The organism is Rhodococcus sp. BP-332 (assembly GCF_019836065.1).
In the GTDB taxonomy this organism is placed as follows: Bacteria; Actinomycetota; Actinomycetes; order Mycobacteriales; family Mycobacteriaceae; genus Rhodococcoides.
Genome location: NZ_JABUEC010000004.1, coordinates 201074 through 222580, shown reverse-complemented (window position 1 = coordinate 222580; position 21507 = coordinate 201074). Strand labels below are relative to the sequence as shown.

Annotated in this window: 24 protein-coding genes and 1 tRNA gene; 11 read left to right on the top strand and 14 right to left on the bottom strand. The window is 69.6% G+C overall.

From position 1 onward, the window contains the following. The first annotated feature begins 8 nt into the window (after positions 1–8). Positions 9–983: an alpha/beta hydrolase gene (locus HQ314_RS16285; RefSeq protein ID WP_222638941.1), complete on the top strand. Its 975-nt coding sequence runs from the start codon at positions 9–11 to the stop codon at positions 981–983. Here HQ314_RS16285 and HQ314_RS16280 read toward each other — a convergent pair. From HQ314_RS16280 to nth, 6 genes are all read right to left on the bottom strand, one after another. Continuing rightward, positions 971–1996: an Rv1355c family protein gene (locus tag HQ314_RS16280; RefSeq protein ID WP_222650608.1), complete on the bottom strand. Its 1026-nt coding sequence runs from the start codon at positions 1994–1996 to the stop codon at positions 971–973. The two genes, HQ314_RS16285 and HQ314_RS16280, sit on opposite strands and share 13 nt — an antisense overlap. 16 nt (positions 1997–2012) lie before the next feature. Then, positions 2013–3140, bottom strand: coding sequence for a GGDEF domain-containing protein (locus HQ314_RS21795; RefSeq protein ID WP_222650607.1), 1128 nt, complete (start codon positions 3138–3140; stop codon positions 2013–2015). A 251-nt stretch (positions 3141–3391) separates the two neighbouring features. Further along, positions 3392–4582, bottom strand: coding sequence for a MarP family serine protease (locus HQ314_RS16270; protein ID WP_056443370.1), 1191 nt, complete (start codon positions 4580–4582; stop codon positions 3392–3394). Further along, positions 4579–5274: a CoA pyrophosphatase gene (locus HQ314_RS16265; protein ID WP_374197844.1), complete on the bottom strand. Its 696-nt coding sequence runs from the start codon at positions 5272–5274 to the stop codon at positions 4579–4581. The genes HQ314_RS16270 and HQ314_RS16265 overlap by 4 nt, the downstream gene beginning before the upstream one ends. Continuing rightward, on the bottom strand, positions 5271–5936 hold the full coding sequence (locus tag HQ314_RS16260; protein ID WP_056443364.1) for a TlpA disulfide reductase family protein: 666 nt from the start codon (positions 5934–5936) through the stop codon (positions 5271–5273). The genes HQ314_RS16265 and HQ314_RS16260 overlap by 4 nt, the downstream gene beginning before the upstream one ends. After that, positions 5933–6619, bottom strand: a complete 687-nt coding sequence (nth, locus tag HQ314_RS16255) for an endonuclease III (RefSeq protein ID WP_222650820.1) — start codon at positions 6617–6619, stop codon at positions 5933–5935. The genes HQ314_RS16260 and nth overlap by 4 nt, the downstream gene beginning before the upstream one ends. Positions 6620–6803: 184 nt before the next feature. Here nth and HQ314_RS16250 point away from each other — a divergent pair, with 184 nt between their 5' ends. Both HQ314_RS16250 and HQ314_RS16245 read left to right on the top strand, forming a co-directional pair. After that, positions 6804–7076 (top strand): hypothetical protein, encoded by a 273-nt coding sequence (locus HQ314_RS16250; RefSeq protein WP_027506689.1) that lies wholly within the window; start codon positions 6804–6806, stop codon positions 7074–7076. A gap of 150 nt (positions 7077–7226) precedes the next feature. Continuing rightward, complete coding sequence (locus HQ314_RS16245; protein ID WP_027506688.1) at positions 7227–7901, top strand: Crp/Fnr family transcriptional regulator; 675 nt, start codon at positions 7227–7229, stop codon at positions 7899–7901. On the opposite strand, the gene HQ314_RS16240 is transcribed toward HQ314_RS16245, so the two are convergent. Then, positions 7898–8698 carry an MBL fold metallo-hydrolase gene (locus tag HQ314_RS16240; RefSeq protein WP_056443358.1) on the bottom strand — a complete coding sequence of 267 codons (801 nt, stop codon included), beginning with the start codon at positions 8696–8698 and terminating at the stop codon, positions 7898–7900. The genes HQ314_RS16245 and HQ314_RS16240 overlap by 4 nt on opposite strands. A gap of 62 nt (positions 8699–8760) precedes the next feature. Between HQ314_RS16240 and HQ314_RS16235 the strand changes: the two genes are divergently transcribed. After that, positions 8761–9645, top strand: coding sequence for a Gfo/Idh/MocA family protein (locus tag HQ314_RS16235; RefSeq protein WP_222650606.1), 885 nt, complete (start codon positions 8761–8763; stop codon positions 9643–9645). A 10-nt stretch (positions 9646–9655) separates the two neighbouring features. Here HQ314_RS16235 and HQ314_RS16230 read toward each other — a convergent pair whose 3' ends face one another. Then, positions 9656–10117, bottom strand: coding sequence for a RidA family protein (locus HQ314_RS16230; protein ID WP_222650605.1), 462 nt, complete (start codon positions 10115–10117; stop codon positions 9656–9658). A gap of 1 nt (position 10118) precedes the next feature. Beyond that, positions 10119–10283 carry a hypothetical protein gene (locus HQ314_RS16225; protein ID WP_197027831.1) on the bottom strand — a complete coding sequence of 55 codons (165 nt, stop codon included), beginning with the start codon at positions 10281–10283 and terminating at the stop codon, positions 10119–10121. Positions 10284–10324: 41 nt separating this feature from the next. On the opposite strand from HQ314_RS16225, the gene HQ314_RS16220 reads away from it, so the two are divergent. Then, on the top strand, positions 10325–11371 hold the full coding sequence (locus HQ314_RS16220; RefSeq protein ID WP_307109624.1) for an ArsA-related P-loop ATPase: 1047 nt from the start codon (positions 10325–10327) through the stop codon (positions 11369–11371). Continuing rightward, positions 11368–12492, top strand: a complete 1125-nt coding sequence (locus HQ314_RS16215) for an ArsA family ATPase (protein WP_056443351.1) — start codon at positions 11368–11370, stop codon at positions 12490–12492. The genes HQ314_RS16220 and HQ314_RS16215 overlap by 4 nt, the downstream gene beginning before the upstream one ends. A gap of 10 nt (positions 12493–12502) precedes the next feature. On the opposite strand, the gene HQ314_RS16210 is transcribed toward HQ314_RS16215, so the two are convergent. From HQ314_RS16210 to HQ314_RS16200, 3 genes are all read right to left on the bottom strand, one after another. Continuing rightward, entirely contained in the window at positions 12503–13162 is a 660-nt protein-coding gene (locus HQ314_RS16210; protein WP_222647564.1) for a S1 family peptidase, read from the bottom strand. An 8-nt stretch (positions 13163–13170) separates the two neighbouring features. Continuing rightward, positions 13171–13839 (bottom strand): hypothetical protein, encoded by a 669-nt coding sequence (locus tag HQ314_RS16205; protein WP_056443346.1) that lies wholly within the window; start codon positions 13837–13839, stop codon positions 13171–13173. 576 nt (positions 13840–14415) lie between these two features. Next, positions 14416–14739, bottom strand: a complete 324-nt coding sequence (locus tag HQ314_RS16200) for a WhiB family transcriptional regulator (protein WP_027506681.1) — start codon at positions 14737–14739, stop codon at positions 14416–14418. Positions 14740–15024: 285 nt separating this feature from the next. Between HQ314_RS16200 and HQ314_RS16195 the strand changes: the two genes are divergently transcribed. Next, positions 15025–17394, top strand: coding sequence for a transglycosylase domain-containing protein (locus HQ314_RS16195; RefSeq protein ID WP_027506680.1), 2370 nt, complete (start codon positions 15025–15027; stop codon positions 17392–17394). A gap of 30 nt (positions 17395–17424) precedes the next feature. On the opposite strand, the gene HQ314_RS16190 is transcribed toward HQ314_RS16195, so the two are convergent. Then, on the bottom strand, positions 17425–17898 hold the full coding sequence (locus HQ314_RS16190; RefSeq protein ID WP_222650604.1) for a GatB/YqeY domain-containing protein: 474 nt from the start codon (positions 17896–17898) through the stop codon (positions 17425–17427). A gap of 75 nt (positions 17899–17973) precedes the next feature. On the opposite strand from HQ314_RS16190, the gene HQ314_RS16185 reads away from it, so the two are divergent. Both HQ314_RS16185 and HQ314_RS16180 read left to right on the top strand, forming a co-directional pair. Next, positions 17974–18939, top strand: coding sequence for a metallophosphoesterase (locus tag HQ314_RS16185; RefSeq protein ID WP_222650819.1), 966 nt, complete (start codon positions 17974–17976; stop codon positions 18937–18939). Positions 18940–18975: 36 nt separating this feature from the next. After that, positions 18976–19049: transfer RNA gene (locus HQ314_RS16180), tRNA-Pro, on the top strand. Positions 19050–19118: 69 nt separating this feature from the next. Here HQ314_RS16180 and HQ314_RS16175 read toward each other — a convergent pair. Next, entirely contained in the window at positions 19119–19484 is a 366-nt protein-coding gene (locus HQ314_RS16175) for a DUF1330 domain-containing protein (RefSeq protein ID WP_222650603.1), read from the bottom strand. A 122-nt stretch (positions 19485–19606) separates the two neighbouring features. Here HQ314_RS16175 and HQ314_RS16170 point away from each other — a divergent pair, with 122 nt between their 5' ends. Both HQ314_RS16170 and HQ314_RS16165 read left to right on the top strand, forming a co-directional pair. After that, entirely contained in the window at positions 19607–21169 is a 1563-nt protein-coding gene (locus tag HQ314_RS16170) for a TPM domain-containing protein (protein ID WP_027506668.1), read from the top strand. Positions 21170–21182: 13 nt separating this feature from the next. Continuing rightward, the gene (locus HQ314_RS16165) at positions 21183–21461 is read left to right on the top strand and encodes a hypothetical protein (RefSeq protein WP_027506667.1); all 279 of its coding nucleotides are present in this window, start codon (positions 21183–21185) and stop codon (positions 21459–21461) included. The last annotated feature ends 46 nt before the right edge of the window (positions 21462–21507 follow it).

Sequence of the window (21507 nt, the reverse complement as noted above, 5' to 3'; positions counted from 1 at the left end):
CGACGACAGTGGCCGCACCCGACCCGTCGACCGTCCGATATCCCGGCCCGTGGCAGCACCGCGACATCCGCGCCAACGGCATCCGGTTCCACATTGCCGAGGCGGACACCTCGGCGTCCGCCGACCCGGGACGCCCTGATCCGAGTCGGCCGGCGCCGCTGGTCGTTCTCGTCCACGGCTTCGCCGACCTCTGGTGGTCGTGGCGCCACCAGCTGACCGCTCTCGGCGCCGCCGGCTATCACGCCGTGGCAGTGGATCTGCGGGGCTACGGCGACAGCGACAAGCCGCCTCGCGGCTACGACGGCTGGACCCTCGCCGGTGACATCTCCGGCCTCGTTCGCGCGCTCGGACACTCCGAGGCGGATCTCGTCGGGCACGCCGACGGCGGACTCGTGTGCTGGGCGACCGCAGCGCTGCACCCTCGCGCTGTTCGCTCGATCTCGCTGCTCGCCTCACCGCATCCGATCTCGTTGCGACGGGCCGCGATCCGGGACTCGGCGCAACGCGCGGCGCTGCTGCCGTCGTTCCTGCGCTACCAGGTTCCGCTCGCACCCGAAAAGACGCTCGTCGCCGACGACGGTGCCGAGGTGGAGCGACTCGTCCGTGCCCGGTCGTCCGCGCAGTGGCAGTCGTCCACGGAGTTCGGCGACGTCGTGTCGAGGATGCGGTCGGCCGTCCGCATCCCCGGTGTCGCACACAGCACGTTGGAGTATCAGCGCTGGGCGTTCCGCAGCCAGTTCCGTTCCGACGGTCGCCGCTTCCGCGCCGCGATCGACCGGACCGTCGATCTACCGGCGCTGCAGATCCTGGGATCTGCCGACCCGTACGTCCTGCCGACAACGGCGCGCCGCGACTCCCACTGGGCACCGCAGCTCGTGGAGCATCGCGTGACGGGATCGGGGCACTATGTGCACCAGGAACGCCCGGACGAGGTCACCGACGTTCTGCTGCGCCATCTTCGAGCGAGCGGTCAGCCCCTGTAGGGGTCGACGAGGGTGCTCTCGATGATCGCCTCGAGACCGACACGGACGCGTCCCGACGGAGGCGGTGTCCCGCGCCCGAACAACCGCACCACAGCGGCCACCGACGCGCCGCCCAGCGCCACGTCACTCCCCAACTGCGGCCACGTCGACAACGTCGTACCGATGTCCGGCAACGATGCCGCCATGCGCGGCGTGATGCGCTCCATCTCGAGGATGCGCCCCGCCAGTGGCGCCTTCTCCCGCGGCGTCATCCCCGCGACCGCCGCGGCGTCGACGTCGCCGAGCAAACCGTGGAAGTACGGTCGGTCGGGCTCGAGGTCGTAGCGCTCGATGTCGAGCACGCCCCCGTCGCTGGTTTCCATGATCACGGGAATCCCGCGGCGACGGCACTCCTGCCGCACCAACACCTTCGCGTCGATCGAGTCGCACTCCTCGACGACGATGTCGAGGTCGGCGAGGAAGGCGTCCGTGGTCGCCTCGTCGATCCCGGTCGGGAACGTCGTCACCTCGAGGTACGGATCCAGTTCGGCGATGCGGCGAGCCGCCAGCACCGCCTTGTTGACGCCGAGGTCGAACACCGACGCGGGCACACGGTTGAGGTTCGACAGGTCCAGATCGTCGAAGTCGGCCAACCGGAGCTCGCCGCACAGCCCTTCGAGAGCGAGGGTGTGCGCCACCGCGTGGCCGACGCTCAGACCCACGACGCCGACGCGCAGGCGCCGCGCAGCATCCTGCTCGCCCACGGTGATCTTGTTGCGGTTCCGGTCCAGGCGCAGCAACCGGAACCCGCGCGGACCGAGCACCCGCACGAGCGAGCGACGCCAGGGGTAGTGCACCCACCGGGTCGGCTCGTCCAGCAGCTCGGACGACGGAGTGGGCAGCAGTGCGTCGAGCGACTGGAGCTGCTCGGCGGTGGTGTCCAGGATCGCGTCGTCCCCGATCTCGGACATCAGTCGATCGAGAACCTCGTGATCGCCGAGGTCGGTCGGATCCAGGACGCGGTGCTCGCTCATGCTCACTCCTCTGCCGTCACGGGAGGGGTTCCGTCTTGTCGCGGCGCTGCAACGGCGTCAGGGTCGGTGACCACCGGACGACGTCCTCCATCGCGAACGCCACTCGATCGCGGCCCGCCGTCTTCGCCGCGTACAGCGCGCGGTCGGCCGCGTAGGTCAGTCGGTCGAGGGTGGCCTCGACGTCGTTGCCACCCCTCTCGTCGAACACCACGTTCGCCTGCGCCACTCCGATGCTGACGGTGACGTCGCACGCGGAGCGGACGCTCTCGAGCACCTTCTCCTCGAGCCCCGCGACGGACTTGCTGAGGCCGAGCACCAGGAACTCCTCCCCGCCCAGCCGGGCGACCACCGCGTCCTCGGGAACGTAGGCGGCGATCGCCTCGGCGACCGTGGTGAGCACGACGTCACCGGCCGCGTGACCGCGAGTGTCGTTGACGGACTTGAAGTGATCGACGTCGACGAGCGAGACGACGATGGCGTCGGACTTCTCCGATGCCTCCGCGAGCATGGCGCTCACCCGCGGCAACATGCCGCGGCGGTTGAGCAGGCCGGTGAGCGGATCGGTGTTCGCCAGGGTCTCGAGGCGGGCTGTCACCGATTCGAGCGAGCTGCGCATGGTGGCGATCAACACCGCCGGCACCACCACGGTGGTGACCGCGGCGCCGGCCGCGACGAACCGCACCGCGCCCTCGGAGCCGTTGATGCTCAGTGCCGTCGCCATGATCACCGCGGCGCCGGTGAGCGAGATCGTGACCTTGGGCGGCGATCCGGACGCCGCGATGGCGGGCACGACCGCCAGCATCGCCGTGACCGCGCGGGACCCCGACGGATCGGCGATCAGATAGGCGGAGATGGCGACGCCGACCATGCCACCCGACCCCAGCACCGTGAACTGCCGGTCGGACAGACGACCGGCACGCAGGGTGATGCCCACGGTGACCACGGTGAACGCCACGATGACGGCCAGGAGCGGCAGCGTGCCCGGCCGTAGGAACGTGGGCTGGAGAATCGCGATGACGAGCAGGGGCAGCGCCCCCGAGGCACTTGCCATGACCGCCTTCGACCGCGTGTCGAAGTAGTTGCCGGCCGCCGTCAGCTGCCGACCGCCGCGGCGGCCCATCCTCGCCTCGTCTCCCGTCGTCACCGTCACCCGTCACATCCCGTGTCCGCGCGCCGCAGACCGTCGGATGATTCCCCGGGAACCGTCGGACCAATCGGACACACGTCGCGCGCCCCTCGAACAACCCGTGTCGTGATCGCCACGTCACGGCGTCGACGTACCCCCATCGATGCTCCCCCCGTCGAGCCGGGGACGCGGAGTACGTCGTCTCCACGCCACCTTCGTGATCACGGTACGCGGTGCGGGCGCTCCTCGGCGTGACAGCCGATGCATCCTCACCCGACGCAGGATCCCGTACCGGCAGGTTGCCCGTTCTGCAGCCCCGTTGCCACCTCGTCGGCGACTTCTGCTGCGGTCAACACGAATCCGGTATCGGAGTTGTCGACGGCGGCGCCGAAGACGACGCCGAGAACCGTGCCGTCGGTGGCCACCAGCGGTCCGCCGGAATTGCCCTGACGGATCGATCCGCGCACGGTGTAGACCTCCCGGTCCACCGTCCCGGTGCGGTAGATGTTCGGCCCGGTGAGGTTCAGTGTCTCGCGCACCCGCGCGGACGATGCCGTGTACGGGCCACCGCCGGGATACCCGAGCACCACCGCGTCGGTTCCCGATTCCGCACGCCCCGTCGCGAACGGCAGGACGTCGGCGGTCAGATCCGGCACGTTCAGTACCGCGATGTCGACGGCGGGATCGAACAGGACGACCTCCGCGTCGAGCGGGCCGTCCGCGGTGTCGACGGCCACCGACGAGGTGCCGGCGACGACGTGCGCGTTGGTGATGACACGGCCCGGCCCGATGACGAAACCGGAGCCCTCGAGCGCCTTCTGGCAGCTCTCGGCGATACCGCGGATCCGCAGCACGCTGTCCTGGAGGTCCGCCGCGATCGGCGACGCCAGCACGCTGGGATCCGGCGGACCGACCTCGGCCACGGGAGTGCGGCCGAAGGGGCCGATGACGTCGGGGAGACCCGACGTGTCGAGCAGAGCCGAGAACTCGTTGGGGATCTCGCGGACCCACTCGGGCGCCACGTCGTCCACGGCGCCGAGGATCGACGATCCGCGCACGGCCGCGGCGATCTGCGGTTGCGACGCCGCGGTGAGCGGGACGGCCAGCAACCAGGCCGCGACGAGCACGGCCACCGCCTGCAGACCGGCACCGATGACGCTGTCCACCGAGCGCGCCGCCGGGCTGTGGATCCCGCTGCGCAACGCTCGTCCCAACACCATGCCCGCGATCTCGCCGACGATCACCATGACGACGATGAGGGCGACGCCGACGAGCACGCGCATCCGCCCCTCCTCGACGTGGTCGAGGACGCGCGGTGCGAGCAGGATGCCGGCGACGGCACCGAGGACGACACCGAAGAAGGCGAAGGCGGACGCGACCGCGCCCTGCCGCCACCCCGACGACGCGGCGAGCAACGCCACCAGTGCCACACCGATGTCGAGCCAGGTCGATCCCGTCACGGGTGCAACTCCTCACCGACGGCGGCGAGCGACGTCTCGAGGTCCCGGACGTCCTCGGTGTCCCAGGGGGCACCCCAGCCCGCCGTCTCGAGGACGCCGGACAGCACCCCGGCCGTGAAACCCCACACGAGCATTCCTCCCACTGCGAACGCCGGGCCCCGATAACCGAGGGGGTGGCGCACCACGAATCTGTTGACCGGATCGAGAAGATCGGTGAGCGGCACGGCGACGACACGCTCCGTCTCGGCGGTGTCCACGACGGACACCTCGCTCGGGACGCGCCAGTACGCGATCACCGGTGTCACCTCGAAGCCCGACGGGGGCACGAAGATGGAGTCGAGCACCGTGAGCGGCTCCACGCCGTCCGGGTCCACCCCGGTCTCCTCCTGCGCCTCGCGCAGAGCGGTGCCGACGGGTCCGTCGTCGCCGGGATCGGCTGCGCCGCCGGGAAAGGCGACCTGACCGCGATGTTGCCGCAGCGAGGACGCGCGTTGGGTCAGGAGCACGGTGGCGTCGGTGGGCAACTCCGCCGCGTCGGGCCGCCCGCCGAAGAGCACCAGCACCGCGGCCGGTCTGCCCGTCGCCCCGTCCGGTGCGTGGCGGGCGATCACCGGGTTGCTCGCGTCGTCGCGCACGGTGTGCACGGCGGCCAGACGGGACAGCCACGGCGGCGTGCCCGTGGGATCCGTCACGCCGAGACTCCGAGGTGGGTGCGCACGGCGTCCGCGATCTCGTCGACGGAGCGGAACGGCTGCGGGAGAACCGCGGCGACGGATCCGTCGGCGGCGAGCAGCACGCTGACGGGCAACACGGCCGGAGCTCCGACGGCAGCGGCGACGGCAGCGGACGGATCCTGCACGCCGGGTAGTCGGACGCCGTAGTCGGCCAGTCGGGTCAGGGCGTTGCCCTGGCGGGGATCCTCGTGCACCGTCACCACGGTAACGGCACCGCCCGCACGCTCGGCGTACTGCTGCAGATACGGCAGTTCCTCCGCGCACGGGCCGCACCAGTAGGCCCACAGGTTGAGCAGAGTCGGTGTGCCGGCGACGGCCGCACCGAGATCGACCGGCGCTCCGTCGGCCAGGCAGGTGGTGCGCAGACCCGCCAGTGGGCCGGCGGGCGCCGGGGCGCCGGCCGCCGGCACGGGGCACGCGGCGAGCGCGGCCTCGGTGCGCAAGGGGGCCAGCTCCGTGTCCGTCGCGTCGTCGGTGGGCGCCGCGCCGAAAGTGTCGCGGTAGTCGGCGAAGCTCGCCGGTCCCGTCGGATCGTCCCCGCGCGGCCAGATGGCGACGATGAGGGCGACGACCACCACGAGCGCGGCCAGGCTCCACCTCGCCGCGGACGACCTGCTCACGTCTCGATGCCGGCCAGGGCGAGGATGTGGTCCGTCTCCGGCCCCTTCACCAAACCCGCGGCCTTGACGGGGTCGGTCGGCCCCAGCCCGTACGACGGGCAGTCCTTCGCCAGCAGGCAGACACCGCACGCCGGCGTCCGCGAATGGCACACGCGGCGGCCGTGGAAGATCACGCGGTGGGACAGGATCGTCCACTCCTTGCGCGGGATCAGCGCACCGATGGCGTGCTCGACCTTGACCGGATCCTCCTCCTCGGTCCAGGCCCAGCGGCGGACGAGTCGGCCGAAGTGGGTGTCGACGGTGATGCCGGGAATGTCGAACGCATTGCCCAGAACCACGTTGGCCGTCTTGCGCCCGATACCGGGCAGCGTCACCAGCTCCTTCAGCGAGGCGGGAACCTCACCGTCGTACCGCTCGAGGAGCTCGCGGCCAAGCCCGATGAGGGAGTTGGCCTTGTTGCGGTAGAAGCCGGTGGACCGGATGTACTCCTCGAGCTCCGTCCGGTCGGCCTCCGCGTAGTCGCGCGCCGACCGGTACTTCGCGAAGAGTGCCGGCGTGGTCTCGTTGACCCTCTTGTCGGTGCACTGCGCGGAGAGGATGGTGGCCACCGCGAGCTCGAGCGGGGTGGTGAAGTCCAACTCGCAGTAGACGTGCGGAAAGACCACGCCGAGGTTGCGATTCATCCGGCGTGCCCGGCGCGTGAGCGCGAGGGCGGACTCGTCTCGTTTGCCCACGTGAGAGGGACCGGCGGCTGATTTCTGCACGCCACGACTCTACGGAACGCCCCCGACAGCACGCTCCGGTCGTGTCCGCACCGGTGACCCCGCCGTGTTCTTTTCGAGACGTCGACAGTGTTTACTCCTCGGTATGCAAGCACTCGCTGTGGTTCTGTTCCCGGTCTTGCTGATGCTGTTCGCCCTCGCCATGGAGCGCTTCGAGGCGCGGCTGAACCGCGCAGGAGTCCGCGAGCAGGAGGTTCAGGAATTCCTGGACGCCGCCAGTTCTGCCGAGGTCGCCACCCTGGCCGCGGAAGGCTTCCCGAACGCCCTCGCACGGTTCCGCACCCGACGTCGCCGCGGTGGCGACGTCATGGAGGAGGACGTCGCTCTTCTCGACGACAGGGCACGCCGCGCCAGCTGAGCACCCGCCGACACGGCCCCCGGTCCGACGCCGACGCGTCGAGGGTGGCTGTGATCACTCCTGTGGCCGCCCGGCGACGTAGACTCCGACCGGACACATGAAGACGACACATTCGTAGATCTGCCGATCTTTCAGGGCAAGGGAGTACACGTGGACGAGGTACTGGCACGAGCCGGCATCTTCCAGGGGGTCGAGCCGTCTGCGGTGTCGGCGCTGACCAAGCAGCTGCAACCGGTCGATTTCCCGCGTGGCCACGTGGTCTTCAACGAGGGTGAGCCCGGCGATCGGCTGTACATCATCGTCAGCGGCAAGGTGAAGCTCGGCCGCCGCTCCCCCGACGGTCGCGAGAACCTCCTGACCATCATGGGTCCGTCCGACATGTTCGGTGAGCTCTCGATCTTCGATCCCGGCCCCCGCACCTCCACCGCCACCACGGTCACCGAGGTGCGCGCGGTGAGCATGGATCGCGACGCCCTGAAGGCCTGGATCGATCAGCGCCCCGAGATCGCCGAGCAGCTGCTCCGGGTGCTCGCCCGCCGGTTGCGTCGTACCAACAACAGCCTGGCCGACCTCATCTTCACCGATGTTCCCGGCCGCGTCGCCAAGGCACTGCTGCAGCTCGCACAGCGTTTCGGCACCCAGGAGGCCGGCTCGTTGCGCGTCGTCCACGACCTCACGCAGGAGGAGATCGCTCAGCTCGTCGGCGCCTCTCGCGAGACCGTGAACAAGGCGCTCGCCGACTTCGCGCACCGCGGCTGGCTCCGCCTCGAGGGCAAGAGCGTGCTCATCTCCGACTCCGAGCGACTCGCCCGGCGCGCACGCTAACCGCGCAGATACGTCAGCTGGGCCTTGACCGACATCCGCGCCGCGGGCCACAGCTTCTTGTCGACGTCCGCGTAGACGTGACGCACCACCTTCAGAGGGGTGGCGTCGGGTCCGAGGACATCGAGCGCTGCCCGCACCTGGTCGAGTCTCTGTTCGCGATGGGCCCGGTAGGCGCGGGCGAGCACCGCGGTGTCGGGCTGGTCCGGCCCGTGACCGGGCAGCGCGACGCGTCCCTCACCGAGTTGCTCCAGTCGGTCGAGTGAGGCCAGGTAGTCACCGAGATCCCCGTCCTTCCCGTCCAGGACGGTCGATCCGGCACCGAGGATGGTGTCCCCGGTCAGCACCGCGTCGTCGAGGACCAGGCTGACGGAATCGGCGGTGTGGCCCGGTGTCGCCGCGACGGTGAGTTCCACCCCGGCGGCCGCGATGACCTCGCCGTCCACCAGCGGCGCGGCGTCACCTCGGAGGTACGTGGACGTGACCGCGCGCACCGGCGCGGACGTCGACCGGTGCAGCCGGGCGATACCGCCGGTGTGATCGTGATGGCGGTGGGTGATCAGGATCAGCGCCACGCGTCCCTGCGCCGCGATGCGGTCGACGTGCGACCGGGAGCGCGGGCCCGGATCGACCACGATGCACTGCTCGTGCCCCGGGGCTCGCAGAATCCACGTGTTCGTGCCGTCCAGCGTCATCTTCCCGGGGTTCTCGGCCAGGAGGACGGACGCGGTCGACGTCACGCGCCGCAGCCGTCCGTACGCGGGGTGCTTCTCCGATGCCGTGGGATCCTTCTCCGCCATGCGACCACTGTGCCAGCCGACGCAGGTTCGGTGCAGACCGGGACAGAACCTAGGCTCGCACCATGAGAATCGGTCTGATCGGTGCCGGACCCTGGGCTCGTCAGGCCGCGGCACCCGCACTCACCGCGCATCCCGACATCGAGTTCGCCGGCATCTGGGCCCGCCGTCCCGACGCCGCGGCACAGACGGCTCCCGAGGTGCCGTACGTCGACGACGTCGATGCACTGATCGACTCCGTCGACGCCGTCGCGTTCGCGGTACCCCCCGAGGTGCAGTTCGATCTCGCCCGTCGGGCGGCTGCCGCGGGTCGACATGTGTTGTTGGACAAGCCGATCGCCGGTTCCGCGGCGGATGCGGCCACTCTCGTGGCCGCGATCGACGAGGCCGGGGTCTCGTCGATGGTCACGCTGACGCGTCGCTTCGCACCCGAGACCCGAGCATTCCTCGACGCCGTGCGCGACACGGAGGTCGCGACCGTGACGGCGACCTGGCTGTCCGGCGCCCTGCTCGGCGGCGAGTACGCCGACTCGACGTGGCGGCAGGAGGGCGGCGCCCTCATGGACGTCGGCCCGCACGTTCTCGATCTCGCGATGGAGGTGCTCGGACCGGTCGAGTCCGTGGCGTGGGCGAGGCGTGACGACGCGTCCGACACGTGGTCGCTGGCTCTGCAGCACGGGAGCACCGCCGGAGTCCGGACGAGCCTGGTGACGCTGTCCATGCGGACGCCTGTGCGCCCGTCGGTGCTGCGGGTCGGCGCGAGCGGACCGGGCGGCCTGGTCGAGTTGTCGGACCGCACCACGCCACCCGACCGGTGTTACGCGGTACTGCTCGACGAGTTCCTGGAGTCCGTCCGGACCGGCACCCGCCACGAGTGCTCGGCACAACGCGGACTCGCTCTGCAGCGCGTCATCGAGCAGTGCCGGACCCTCGTGGCGAGCGGTCGGTGACGCGCACCCGTCAGGCGGGTGCGACCTCGACGATCATCTCCACCTCGACGGCTGCGCCCAGGGGCAGCTCGGCGACTCCGACAGCCGACCGAGCGTGGATACCGGCGTCGCCGAACAGCTCACCGAGCAGGTTCGACGCACCGTTGATCACGCCGGGCTGACCGGTGAATCCCGGTGCCGACGCGACGAATCCGACGACCTTGACGATGCGGACCACGGAGTCGATGCCGACCAGGGCGTCGATCGCGGCCAGTGCGTTCAACGCACAGACGCGGGCGGCGGCGGTCGCGTCCTCGGCCGACACCTCGGCCCCGACCTTGCCGGTGGCGGTCAGCGCGCCGTCCACCATGGGCAGCTGACCCGAGGTGAAGACGTGGTCTCCCGACCGCACCGCGGGAACATAGGACGCGACCGGCGGCACGACGGGCGGAAGGGTCAGCCCGAGCTCGCCGAGCTTCTCCGTCACACCCATGTCAGCTCTTCGGGCGCTTGAAGTAGGCGACCAGGTTCTCGCCGGTGGGGCCGGGCATGACCGTGACCAGCTCCCAGCCGTCGGCACCGAAGTTGTCGAGGATGGCCTTGGTGTTGTGGATCAGCAGGGGTGCGGTGAAGTATTCCCACGTCGTCGATGCGCTCATGGCAGGAGCCTATAGCGCACCGGGTCAGTAAGGTCGAGGACGTGTCGGAGACAGCAGGTGCGACGTCGCACCCCACCGGATCGTCCCCCCAGGCGGAGCGAGGATGGCCGCCCGAAGCGGACCGCGCTCGACTGCACTTCGTCTCGGGCAAGGGTGGGACGGGCAAGAGCACCGTCGCCGCCGCGCTCGCCCTGGCCCTCGCCGCAGGTGGGCGCAAGGTTCTACTGGTCGAGGTCGAGGGACGCCAGGGCATCGCCCAGCTCTTCGACGTCCCCCCGCTGAGCCCGGTGGACACCAAGGTGGCCTCCGCCGACGGCGGTGGTGAGGTGTACGCGCTGGCCATCGACATCGAGACCGCGTTCCTCGAGTACCTCGACATGTTCTACAACCTCGGCTTCGCCGGCCGGGCGATGCGGCGGGTGGGAGCCATCGAGTTCGCCACCACCATCGCCCCCGGTCTGCGCGACGTACTCCTCACCGGCAAGGTGAAGGAGCGTGCGGTCCGCACCGAGAAGAACGGTCGGCTGCTCTACGACGAGATCGTCGTCGACTCGCCGCCGACGGGGCGGATCGGGAGCTTCCTGGACGTGACGACGGCGATGCGCGACCTCGCCAAGACCGGCCCGGTGCGATCGCAGAGCGAGGGTGTGGTGAAGCTGCTCCACTCCGAGCAGACACTGGTGCACCTGGTGACGCTGCTCGAGGCGCTGCCGGTGCAGGAGACCGCCGATGCTGCTGCGGAACTCGCAGCGGCCGATCTCCGACTGGGCACCGTGGTCGTCAACCGCACCGAGGAGTCGTTCCTTCCGGCGGAGGCGCTCGCCGAGGCGGCCTCCGGGAACCTCGACGCCGCCGCGATCGAGAAGAAACTCGCCGATGCCGGAATCACGCTGTCGGAGGACGACTTCGCCGGCCTGCTGACCGAGTCCATCGAGCACGCGTCGAGGCTCGCGGCCCAGCGCGAGAGCGAACAGCGTCTCGGTGACCTCGCGGTGCCGCGCCTGACGCTCCCGGCTCTGGCCGACGGCATGGACCTCGGCGGACTGTACGAGCTCGCCCACCACCTCACGGAACAGGGAGTGCGATGAGCACCGTTCCCACTCTCGACATCGGGTCCATCCTGACCGATCCGTCGTCGCGGATCGTCGTGTGCTGCGGCTCCGGCGGTGTCGGCAAGACCACCACCGCGGCGTCGATGGCGTTGCGGGCAGCCGAGAACGGGCGCCGGGTAGTCGTGCTGACGATCGATCCCGCACGGCGCCTGGCCCAGGCTCTCGGCGTCGGCGAGCTGGACAACACTCCGCAGCCGGTCGCCCTCGGGCCCGGCGCCACCGGCGAACTGCACGCGATGATGCTCAACATGCGTCGGACGTTCGACGAGATGGTGATGGAGCACTCGACGCCGGAGAAGGCACAGCAGATCCTGAACAATTCCTTCTATCAGACTGTGGCGTCGTCCTTCTCGGGGACGCAGGAGTACATGGCGATGGAGAAGCTGGGGCAGCTCGCCGCCAGCGGTGACTGGGATCTCGTGGTCGTGGACACGCCGCCGTCGCGCAACGCGCTGGACTTCCTCGACGCCCCACAGCGTCTGGGGTCGTTCCTCGACGGTCGCATGATCAAGCTGCTGATGGCCCCGGGTCGCGGGCTGGGCCGAGTGGTCACCGGCGCCGTGGGTCTCGCGATGCGCGGCGTCTCGTCCATCGTCGGCAGCCAGATGCTCTCCGACGCTTCCGCTTTCGTGCAGTCGCTGGACTCGATGTTCGGTGGCTTCCGCGAACGTGCGCGCCACACGTACGACCTGCTGCGTCAGGACGGAACCCATTTCGTCGTCGTCGCGGCCGCGGAGCCCGACGCGCTGCGGGAGGCATCCTTCTTCGTCACCCGCCTGTCCGAGGACGGCATGCCGTTGGCCGGACTGGTGCTCAACCGCACGCACCCGACGCTGAGTTCGCTGCCGTCCGACCACGCCGTCACGGCCGCCGACCAGTTGGACGCCGAAGGCACCCCCGATGCCGCTCTGGCCGCGGGAGTGCTTCGCGTGCACGCGCATCGGGCCGTCACCGCGAAGCGCGAGATCGGACTGCTGCGTCGTTTCACCGCCGCTCACCCCCGTGTTCCCGTCGTGGGGGTGCCCTCGCTGCCGTTCGAGGTGTCCGATCTCGACGCACTGCGTGCCGTCGCCGATCAGCTGACCGGCACCGCCTGAGCCTCTGCGCTCAGGCGGTGAGCCGCAGGCCCGCGCCGGGGCCGCCGCTCTCGTCGATCGCACGCAGGATCGACACCAGGTCGGTGACGACGGCGGGGCCGATGCAGGGTGCCACGAGGTAGGCGTTCACCATGCCGACCACGGACGTTCCCCGCACCACCGGCGCACCGGAGTCCCCGGCGTTCACGCACACCTGGGCGAACACCTGCTGGGAGTTCAGGATGTCACCGTAGGAGACTCCACACGTCGCACCGGTCGTACGACCCTGCTTGCACACGGTCTCGGCCAGCCGTGCGGGATCCCCGACAGCCGTGATGGTGGTGCTGCCGACGGAGGCCACCGGGGCCACCCGCTCCGCGTCGAACTCGATGATCGCCGTGTCGTACGCGGGCAGAACCGCGACAACGGAGCCCACATCTCCTGCGGCGGAGTCGCTCTCGCTCGCCACGGTGTCGCCGACCCGCCCGCAGTGGCCTGCGGTGAGCCCGATGGTGCGCCCGGCGGTGTCCGCACCGATCACGGTGAGACTGCACAGTGTCTCTCGTCCGTCCTGCGTCAGGACCAGCCCGGAACCCCCGCCCAGCTCCACGCGCTCGGCGGCGGAGGCCTGAGCCCCGCCGCCGAGAACGAGCGAGCAGAGGACGGCGAGACCGACCAGAAGTACTCGCATCGGTGTGACTACTTCTTCACTGCGGGCGGCGCCTCGAGCAGCGTGACGAACTGCTGCGCATTGGCCACGGCGGAACCGAGACCACCGATGGCGGTACCGGCGAGCGATCCACCGGCGCCGAGCAGCAGGGCGCCACCGATGCATCCGGCGATCGGGCCCGCACCGAAGAGGAGCGCGACGGGAGCGGAGACGACGCCGGCCGCGGCCGCACCGAGGAGGCAGCCGCCGACGAGACCGGTTGCGGCACCGAGGAATCCACCGACCGTGGCGGTGAGCGACAGGTTGTCCTTGACGCCGGCGACCGCGGCGGGCAGGTCCACCTGGTTCAGGCCCGGAATGTCGTAGACCGGCGCGGCGGGCGCAGCGGCGTCGACCGCGAGGGTCGCGGTGTTGCCCTCGACCTGAGCGGACACGGGATGCGCCAGTCCGTCGACGGCGAGAGCCAGCGGCACCGAATCGACGACGACACCCGAGTCGTCGCGGATGACCAGGTGGTTGTTCTCGTTGCTCAGGGTTCCCGAGTCGGTGGTCACGAGCAGCCCGGTGCCCGCGGCCACGGCGTTCCAGTGCACCTCGGGAGCAGCGGCGGGTGCCGGATCGGCGTACGCGGTCGCGGAGGCGGTGCCCAGCGACACGATCGTCATCGCGGCGACAACCGCGATCTTGTTCATCTTCATGCCCGTCGAGTCCTTTTCGCAGTGGGAGCGAATCCGCGCTGATCGTCGGATCCGTCAAGCGGCGAGTGCCGAGCAGGATTCAACGGTCACGGTGAGACGGTGTCAATCGACGTGCGAGACAACGGAAAGCGAACCGCGAGGGACGGGCCGACACACGGACCGGGCGCGGCCGGGGCACCGAACGCCGGGTCCGATTCGGTGCCGGGCACGACCGGCGCGGCGGCAGGCGAGCGGGCGCCCCCACGGTCCGCGTCGACGACGGCGCAGGTCAGAGCGTGGAAAGCCTTCCCGCGCGGGCGCGGCAGCCGAGCGACCGTGCGTCACGCTTCTTCCGATACGACCGATTCCGTTGTGACGCACACAGACTCGATGGAGGTCCGATTCGTCCGCGCTGTCGCGTGTGGTCGATCGACACGGGCGGGCGTGACAGACACCCCGCGCCCCGGACGGGTCCCGACGCGTCGTCGGGCGTTCACGAAGAGTTCATGCGGTGCGACGAGAGATCTCCCACCGCGAATCGGACATCGCGGTGGGAGATCACAGGAACCGTGGCCGGTCGCCCGGCGGCGGCGTGGGTCAGACGGCCGACTGGTGGTGACGCTGGGTCTCGAAGAACTCGGCCCAGGAGTCCACCTCGGGGTGCTGCTTGATCAGGGCCCGGCGCTGACGCTCTGTCATGCCGCCCCAGACGCCGAACTCGACACGGTTGTCGAGGGCGTCCGCTCCGCACTGCATGAGCACGGGGCAGTGACGGCAGATCGTTGCGGCCTTGCGCTGCGCGGCGCCGCGGACGAACAGTTGATCGGGATCCACTCCCCGGCATCGCGCCTGCGATACCCATGCGATGCGCGCTTCGGCTTCCCCGATGTCGAGCGCTGCATTCGGCGTTCCTGTGTGCATTCGTTGACCCCTTACCGTCGGCGAACACCGTTTCCCTGGCGTTCCGGGCGTCCCACCCGCCGACGCAGCTCACGCTGCACAGCGAACTGAGGAGCACCCCACTAACTGATGTGATTGTTATCTGAATCACATCGTGTCCATCAATGTAGGGGAAAGGCCGCGCGGGAAGCAAGGTGGGGGATCACTTTTCTGGTACGCCCGTGCGATCGGTCACATCGGAGCAGGTCAGCCGTCCACATGTCCGGTACGGGCTGTGTCCCGGAGGAGCCACGTACTCTGTTGTTCGTGCCGATCGCCAAGACTGTCGCCAAACTCGCCGGGTGCTCCGCCCTGGCCGGCGCGCTGCTCGCCGGAGTCATGTTCCCGCTCGCCGGCGGGTTCGGATTCGCGTCCAACCGCGCCGCCGACACCGTGGACAACGTCTCCGCGGAACTCGTCGAGGGAACGGTGCCCGCCGTGTCCACGATGGTGGACTCCGCGGGCAACCCCATCGCGTGGCTCTACGAGCAACGACGCTTCGAGGTGCCGAGCGACCGCATCTCCAACGAGATGAAGCTCGCCATCGTCTCCATCGAGGACCGCCGGTTCGCCGAGCACGAGGGCGTCGACTGGCAGGGCACGGTGCGCGCCTTCCTGACCAACACCACCAGCGGACAGGTGGAGCAGGGCGCGTCCACCCTCGATCAGCAGTACGTGAAGAACTACCAACTGCTCGTCGTAGCCAAGACGGACGCCGAACGCCGCGCCGCCATCGAGACCACTCCCGCGCGCAAGATCCGCGAGATCCGCATGGCGCTGACGCTGGACAAGCAGCTGACCAAGGACGAGATCCTCACGCGCTACCTCAACCTGGTGCCGTTCGGTAACTCGTCCTACGGCATCCAGGACGCGGCACAGACGTACTTCGGCATCGACGCGAGCCAGCTGAGCCTGACGCAGGCGGCAATGCTCGCGGGCATGGTGCAGTCCAGCTCCGCCCTCAACCCGTACACCAACTACGACGGCGTGATGGCGCGACGGAACACCGTTCTCGACACGATGATCCAGAACATCCCGGACCGCGCGGCGGAGATCGAGGCCGCCAAGGCCGAGCCGCTGGGCGTGCTGCCGGAGCCCAACCAGTTGCCGCGCGGCTGCATCGCCGCCGGTGATCGTGGCTTCTTCTGTGACTACGCGCTGCAGTACCTGGCCGACGCCGGCATCAGCAAGGACCAGGTGGACAAGGGCGGCTATCTGATCAAGACCACTCTCGACCCGGCCGTGCAGTCCTCCACGAGCGCCGCCCTGTCCGGGAACAGCAGCCCGGATCTCGACGGTGTCGCGACGGTCATGAACGTCATAGCGCCGGGGCAGGACTCGCACCGCATCCTCGCGATGGGGTCGTCGCGGCGCTACGGCCTGAACGGCGACGCCAACGAGACCGTCCAGCCGCAGCCGTACTCCCTGGTGGGCAGCGGTGCCGGGTCGATCTTCAAGATCTTCACCACCGCCGCCGCGATGGAGAAGGGCCTCGGCACGTCCGCGGTCCTGCAGGTGCCCAACCGCGTCGAGGTCAAGGGACTCGGCGACGGCGGTGCGCGCGGGTGCCCTCCCTCGACGTACTGCGTGACCAACGCCGGCAACTACCCGCAGTCACTCTCGGTGACCGACGCGCTGGCACAGTCCCCCAACACCGCCTTCGTGAAGCTGATCGAGTCGGTCGGCGTCACCCCGACGGTCGACATGGCCGTCCGCCTGGGCCTGCGCTCGTACACGCTGCCCGGCACAGCCGGCCAGGGCACCGACCAGAGCCTCGCCGACTACCAGAAGGAGGCGAACCTCGGCTCCTTCACGCTCGGACCGACCTACGTCAATCCGCTGGAACTGTCCAACGTGGCCGCGACCCTCGCGTCCGGCGGCAAGTGGTGCCCGCCCAACCCGATCGACAGCGTCTTCGATCGCAGCGGCAAGCAGATCCCCGTCACGCAGCAGGCGTGCGAGCAGGTCGTGGAGCCGGGACTGGCGAACACACTGGCCAACGCGATGAGCAAGGACGATCAGCCCGGCGGCACGTCGGCGTCCGCCGCGAGCTCGGTGGGCTGGTCGCTGCCGATGTCCGGCAAGACCGGCACCACGGAATCGCACCGGTCCTCGGGATTCCTCGGATTCACGAACCGGTACGCCGCCGCCGCCTACACCTACGGCGATTCCCCGACTCCCAGCGAGATCTGCTCGTTCCCCCTGCGCCCGTGTGGTTCGGGCAACCTGTTCGGCGGTAACGAGCCTGCACGGACCTGGTACGACGCGATGGATCCGGTGGCCACGAATTTCGGCGACGTCGGACTCCCGGCCGTCGACCAGAAGTACGTGCGCGGATCGGCCAACGGCCAGGTTCCCGACGTCACGGGCCTGACGCAGAACTCCGCGACCTCGCAGTTGCAGGCCGCAGGGTTCCGCGTGCAGGTGGCGACCACCGCGTCGTCGGAGGGTCGGGGCACCGTGGTCAGCACGTCACCCTCGGGTTCCGCCATTCCGGGATCGACGGTCACGATCTACATCAGCGACGGGTCCGTCCGGGCGGCACCGGCGGCACCCGCGCCGGGGATCCAGCTCCCGGCGTTGCCGCCCGGGGTCACCCTGCCGGCGATCCCCGGGCTGACGGCACCGCCGCGCTAGCTGCGGCAGTGCCGTGCGGCGGCGAGTGCCCTACAGCCGAGCCTTGACCGCGGCCGAGATGCGGGAGCCGTCGGCCTTGCCGGCGGCGTTCGCCGTGGCGGCCTTCATGACCTGTCCCATCTGTCGCATCGCCGGGCGCTCACCGAGTTCCTCGGCCACCTGCGCGATGGCCGTGTCGGCGACGTCGGCCAGTTCGGCGTCGGTCAGCGGCGTCGGCAGGTACTCGTCGATGATCTGCGCCTCGGCACGCTCGGTGGCGGCGAGTTCACCGCGCCCGTTCTGGGTGTAGATCTCGGCGGACTCGCCGCGCTTCTTCGATTCCTTGGCCAGCACGCGCAGCACGTCCTCGTCGGTGAGCTCGTGCGCTTCCTTGCCCGACACCTTCTCGGTCTGTACCGCCGACAGCAGCATTCGCAGCGTCGCCGTCCGGAGCTTGTCCTTCGCCTTCATCGATGTCGTCAGATCCGCCCGCAGGCGCTTTTCCATGTCACAGTTCTCGGCCATGTCGGAAACGGTACTGTCGACGAGGTGTCCGGTACATCAGCGTTCCCCCGTCGCTCGGCGCACTCGCTTCCGAGTCTGCAGTCGGCCGCGCGTTCTCTCGCCACTCCCGGAGGGATCGCGGCTCTCGCCGCGGGATCGGCGGCGGTGGGGTTGACCTACGCCACGGCCATCGAGCGGAACGCCTTCGCGCTGCGGGAGACCACCATGCCGGTGCTCGCCCCGGGGTCGTCGACGCTGCGTGTCCTGCACATCAGCGACCTGCACATGATGCCGGACCAGAAACTCAAGCAGAACTGGGTGCGTGAGCTCGATCGGCTCGAACCCGATCTCGTCGTGAACACCGGCGACAACCTGTCCCACCAGCGGTCGGTGCCGGCCGTGGTGCAGTCGCTCGGGTCGCTCCTCGGTCGGCCAGGGCTGTTCGTGTTCGGCTCGAACGACTACTTCGCGCCCGTGCCCAAGAACCCCCTGAAGTACTTCTCGAAGAATCACAAGAAGGTGTTCGGGAACCCGCTGCCGTGGCAGGACCTGCGGGCGGCCTTCACCGAGCGCGGGTGGATGGACGTCACCCACGTCCGCCGCGAGCTCGAGGTGTCCGGCGTCCGGATCGCGACGGCCGGGGTGGACGATCCGCACCTGAAGCGTGATCGCTACGACACCATCGCCGGCGCGCCGAACTCCATCGCCGACGTGAGCATCGGCATCACCCACTCTCCCGAACCGCGCGTGCTCGATCGCTTCGCGGCGGACGGATACGACCTGGTGCTCGCGGGACACACCCACGGCGGCCAACTGTGCCTCCCGTTCTACGGCGCACTGGTGACCAACTGCGAGCTCGACCGCTCTCGCGTCAAGGGACCCTCGCGCTGGGGTGCCCACACCCGACTGCACGTCTCGGCCGGACTCGGGACGTCGCCGTATGCGCCGTACCGCTTCTGCTGCCGTCCCGAGGCCACCCTGATCACCCTCGTTCCGGCGAAGCGTCCGCCCAGGACCTCACCCGAACAGGGCGTTTCGCGTTCCGAAGCCATGGTGCGATAGAGTTGCAGAGCTGCCCTGACGGGGAGTGAACGGCCACGGGGTGTGGCGCAGCTTGGTAGCGCGCTTCGTTCGGGACGAAGAGGTCGTGGGTTCGAATCCCGCCACCCCGACTCGTGGTTGAGACATGACGGAAGGCCCTGCACCGGGATGCCGGTACAGGGCCTTCCGTCATGTCGGGGTCAGGGCCAGGGGACAGTGGCCTGCAGAACCGCTTCCTGCAGCGCAGTCGTGCGGAGCTCCGTCACCTTCTGATACTCCGGATCGGCCACCATCTCGCTGAATGCCGTTCGCGAGGGATAGAGGACGAGAAGCACCGCGTCCCAGCTCTGTCCGGTCTCCGCGACGAGCGTTGTCGAGCCGTCGCCCGCGAACAGGACCTCGCCCCCGTGGCGGGGGAGAAAGGTCTCGTCGAGCTCCCGCGCGTAGTCCGCGTACGAGTCCCGACCACCCTCCGCGAAGCGGAGGAGGTTGAGCATCACCACCGGTCCCCCGGGATCGTCTTCCAGGAAACGCTTCAGGTCTCTTCCACGAGGATCGATGGCCATGGCTCCAGTATGAGAGACACTCGCCGTCGGAACAGCCGAATTATGTTGCCGGACGGACGGTGCCGCCGGCAGCCGATCACGACCGGCGATACCGAACCGTGGAGTCTGCCTATCATGACGGCATGACACGGTTCCGGTTCGCGGTCGCGTTCATCGCGGCGACAGCAGTGCTCGGTCTCGCCGGTTGCTCCGACAGCTCCGGTGATACACAGTTCGACGGGCTCACGGTCGGTCAACGCGTGTACGACCGCACCGGGGACTCGCTGGGTCCGGCCGACGTCGAGGCGCTGGAGCAGCGACTCGACGCGCTGCGCGCCGAGACCGGGGCCGACGTCGTCGCGTACGTCCGCGAACTGGACGCCGACTCGGACGACACCCTCGATCAGGTGGAGGCACTCCAGCAGGCGTGGGTGTCGACGGCGGACGTCGATCAGGACGTCGCCGGTGCCATCCTGATCAACCGCGAGCCCGGTACCGACGACGAGGCTCGGGCCGGGATCTTCCTCGGTTCCACCTTCGACGACGGCAATGTTCCCCGCGACGAGCAGGAAGCGATCATCGAGGACGCCCTGGTGCCGCCGCTGCGCGACGGTGACGTCGCGGGCAGTCTGACGAACGGCATCGACCGGCTCGAGTCCTCCATCCTGGTCGGGCCACCGGTGACGGCGCTCGACGAGTTCGCCGCCGGGCCGGGGTCGACGTGGCTCCCGTGGACCGGTCTCGCCGTCGTGCTGGTCGGCTCCGCGGGCGCGGCGCAGATCTACCGTCGCCGTTCGCGGCCCACGGTGTCGGCGCAGCCTCCGACGACCTACCGACCCGATCACACCACCGATCCCGCGATCGTCACGGCTCTGGTCCATCGGAGCGCGCAGGCGAGTGCGGTGCCGGCCACGCTGCTGGCGCTCGCGGCGGCCGACGCAGTGGCTCTCGAGTCCGAGCCGGGTTCCGGGTCGAAGAAACGTGGCAAGGACACGCTCCGAGTCCGACTGCTCGACCGCGGCAAGGTACGCGGCGACGTGCAGGACGCCGTCTGGACCATGCTGTCCGAGAAGGCCGAGGGCGACGTGGTGGACAGCGCCGCGCTCACGAAGCTCGCGCAGGGTCACGGCGCGACGAAGGCCGTCGTCGACGCGCACCTCGAGGCGAACGGGTGGGTGCGCCACGGCACGGCCGGACCACGCTGGGGTCTGGTCGGACTGGCACTTCTCGGCGGTGCAGTCATGGTGGGCGCAGGCGTGGTCGCTGCTTCCGGGGCCCCGATCATGCTGGTCGCCGCGATTCCCGGCGGGATCCTGCTGATCGCCGGCCTCGTCATGACGGTCGCCTACTCGCGATTCTCGGCTGCCGGTCTCGACGCCGCTCGTCCCTGGGAGGCCTACCGTGACGGGTTGAAGCAGTCGGGAAAGGACGACGACTCCTCGCTCGATCTGGACGACGCACTGCCCGACATCGTCGCGCTGGGGCTCGGCTCCACGTTCACGAAGCGCCTCGAGGCGGCCACGGACGCGGACGGCGGAACGACGCTGCGTGCCTTCGCCTCACCGTCCGGATCACTGCACGCCTCGGACCCGGCACTGCTGAACTGGGTCGTCTTCTCCTCGGTGTTCACCTCGACCAACAGCAGCGCCGGCACGGTGTCCGGGGCCGGCGCGGGTGGCGGTGGCGGCGCCGCGGGGAGCACCTGAGACCATTCCGGGTGTGACCGACACTCCGTCATCACGTCCCGCGTATCGCAACGGCGCGGGCAGCAGCGCGCTGGTAGCGGGCATCGTCGCGCTGGTCTGCGCGTTCGTGCCCTTCGTGGGTGACATCGTCGCGGTGCCCACCGGCATCCTCGCGGTGGTGTGCGGATGGGTCGGTATCGGCCGGGACGAGGACGGCACGGCCACCAACGGCCGCGAGGCGATGATCGGAGCCGCGCTGGGCGGCGCCGCACTGTTCGTCGTCTTCGTGTCCTTCGCCGCCACCACGCTCTGAGCCGATGGGCTGCCGCCGTAACGGCGCGGAAACCGAGAAGACCGAC